This window comes from Nguyenibacter vanlangensis (assembly GCF_013376155.1).
Lineage (GTDB): Bacteria > Pseudomonadota > Alphaproteobacteria > Acetobacterales > Acetobacteraceae > Gluconacetobacter > Gluconacetobacter vanlangensis.
In genome coordinates this window covers 1-2,645 of sequence record NZ_JABXXP010000406.1, presented here as the reverse complement: position 1 = coordinate 2,645, position 2,645 = coordinate 1, and the positions used below count along the sequence as shown (strand labels likewise).

Sequence of the window (2,645 nt, the reverse complement as noted above, 5' to 3'; positions counted from 1 at the left end):
CGCCGCGATCGAGCGCCAGGCCTTCCAGGGTCCAGCCGATCGTGCCGTTGCGCAGCGCCACGACCGGGTTGGGAATGCCGGCATTGATCAGCGACTGGGCGCCGATGATCGAGCGCGTGCGACCGGCGCAGTTCACCACCACCGTGGTATCGGCCGAGGGCGCGATGTCGCGCACGCGCAACGCCAGTTCCCCGCCGGGCACCGAACGGCCGCCCGGGATCGACATGACATTGTATTCGCTGAAGCGTCGGGCATCGAGAATCACCAGATCATCGCCCCGCGCGATCCGGTCATGCAACGCCCGCGCCGGGATCGACGGCGTGTGGCGGATATGCTCGACCAGTTCGCCGAAGGCCTTGGACGGCACGTTGACGTCGATAAAGATCTCGCCGCCGGACTGCCGCCAGCCCGCCAACCCGCCTTCCAGGACGGCCACCTGGCTGTAGCCCAGCGTCGCCAGCACGGGCAGCGCCCGCGCCACGCGCCCCTCCCCGTCGTCATACAGCACGATCGGCGCATCCCGACGCGGGATCAGGCCGGCGATCCGTTCCTCAATCCGTCCCAGCGGCAGGTTGACGGCGAACAACGGATGGCCGGTCGCGAACGGCCCTTCCTCGCGCAGATCGAGCAGGGCGATTTCCTCGCCCTCGCGAAGACGGCGGCGGATTTCCTCCGGCGACAATGTGGACGCTGCGGAATGCGTCATGGCCTAGTCGGCTCCCTTGTTCTTCGAGCGGTCCCACAGATTGGGCACCACCGCGCTGGAATAACCGGAGATGAAGCTTTTTTCCGTCCCTGTTTCGGGATCGTAGGTCGCACGCGACACGCCGCCGATATTGTCGCCATAGACATGGATCGAAACCGACGTGCGATCCGCCAGGGCATTGGCGACCTGGTGGTAATCGTTCACGCCGGGGGCGAGAGATGCGACTTCGCCGGGTTCCAGGTCGCTTGTCTCGCCCGCGCGGAAGCGACCGTCCGCGTCGCGGGCGAACTGGGTCTCGCGCTCGCGCCCGCGCAGCATACCGATCAGCCCCCAGACGCGATGATCATGCAGCGGCGTCTTCTGCCCCGGCCCCCAGACGAAGCTGACGACCGAAAACCGCTCCAACGGATCGCAATGCAGCAGATACTGGCTATACCGCTCGGGATGCGGCCGGGCGAATTCCTCGGGCAGCCAGTCATCCTGCGCCACCAGTTCGCGCAGCAGCGCCGCACCTTCGTGCTGAAGGGCCTCGCGGTCCAGCCCGCGTTCATGCAGCGCCGTGAAGCGGGTGACGAAATCCCTGAGTCGGGCAATGGATGTCATGTCGGTCAATCCAGCAGATCGGGTTCCTGGGCGACGATCCAGTCCCACAGGGGCTGGAACGAGTAATAACCGCCCTGATGCGTGCCGACCTGGCCGGCGGTCAGGCGGGCGATCTCGGGCGCGATCGGCCTGACGGGTCCCGCCGCCTGGGCCAGCAATTGGGCATGCGCCGCGTTGTCCATGGTGATGAACCACCAGGCGGCGGCTTCGACCGTCGGTCCGACCGTCAGCAGCCCGTGATTCTGCAGGATCAGCGCCTTGCGATCCCCCAGCGTCGCGGCCAGCCGTTCGCCCTCTCCGTCATCCAACACCACGCCGCTGAATGGATCGAACACGGCATGGTCTTCGAAGAACGCGCAGGAATCCTGGGTGATCGGCAGAAGCTCGGTCCCCAGCGCGGAAAACGCCTTGCCATAGGTCGAATGGGTGTGGGCCGCCGCAATCACGTCCGGCCGCGCCCTGTGCAGGGCCGAATGGATGGTGAAGCCGGCGGTGTTGATCGGACGGTCGCCGACCAGGATCGTACCATCATGGTCCACCAGTTGCAGGTCAGAGACCCGGATCTGCGAAAAATGGACGGCCAGCGGATTGATCCAGTACTGGTCCGGAAATTCCGGATCGCGCGCCGTGACATGGCCCGCCAGCCCCTGGTCGAAGCCGTAGCGGCCGAACAGGCGGAAGGTCGCGGCCAGCCGCTGCTTGCGATGCAGGCGCTCTTCCGCGAACGACGCGGCGGGCGGGCGCGGTTCCAGGCGGCGGGCACGCGCATGCGCCTGCGCTGGGGGGATGGTCGGTGCCGCATCCCGTGCGCGGCTGGTCAGGACCGGAGCATTCATGATGATCTTGCCTTTTCGTTCAGTTCAATATCCGCGGGTCAATATCCACGGGCCGCGTCGACCACGTCGCGCAGCGGCTGGCCGGCAAAGAAGCGTTCGATATTTTCCGCGATCCTACGGGCGGAATTCTCCCGGACGACGGGCCCCGACCAGGAAAGATGCGGCGTCAGCCGCACGGCAGGATGGCTGTAGAACGGATGGCCCGCCGGCAGCGGTTCCGGGCTTGTGACGTCCAGCGTCGCGAAGCCGACCTGCCCCCTGTCCAGCGCCGCCAGCAGGGCGGCGTGATCGACCAGCCCTCCGCGCGCGACATTGACCAGGTGCAGCCCCGGCCGGGCATGAAGCAGCACGTCCGCGTTCACGCATCCCGCCGTTTCCTCCGTCAGCGGCAACGCCAGCACCAGATGGTCCGACCGCCGGGCCAGTTCCGCCAGGCTGCGCACCGGCTCGACCGGGCCATTTCCGCCGGCCGGCCACTCACCGCGCCGCCAGGCCAGGAC

The 2,645-nt window shown here is 67.3% G+C and carries 4 protein-coding genes; all 4 read right to left on the bottom strand.

Annotated elements, in window-relative coordinates:
* A partial coding sequence (locus tag HUK84_RS14560) for a rhodanese-like domain-containing protein (protein WP_281362827.1) occupies positions 1-706 on the bottom strand: 706 nt, incomplete at its 3' end.
* A 3-nt stretch (positions 707-709) separates the two neighbouring features.
* Entirely contained in the window at positions 710-1,309 is a 600-nt protein-coding gene (locus tag HUK84_RS14555) for a cysteine dioxygenase family protein (protein WP_176640928.1), read from the bottom strand.
* Between the two features lie 5 nt (positions 1,310-1,314).
* The gene (locus tag HUK84_RS14550; RefSeq protein WP_176640927.1) at positions 1,315-2,145 is read right to left on the bottom strand and encodes a class II aldolase/adducin family protein; all 831 of its coding nucleotides are present in this window, start codon (positions 2,143-2,145) and stop codon (positions 1,315-1,317) included.
* A gap of 38 nt (positions 2,146-2,183) precedes the next feature.
* On the bottom strand, positions 2,184-2,645 hold a 462-nt coding region (locus HUK84_RS14545; RefSeq protein WP_281362826.1), incomplete at its 5' end, for an NAD(P)-dependent oxidoreductase.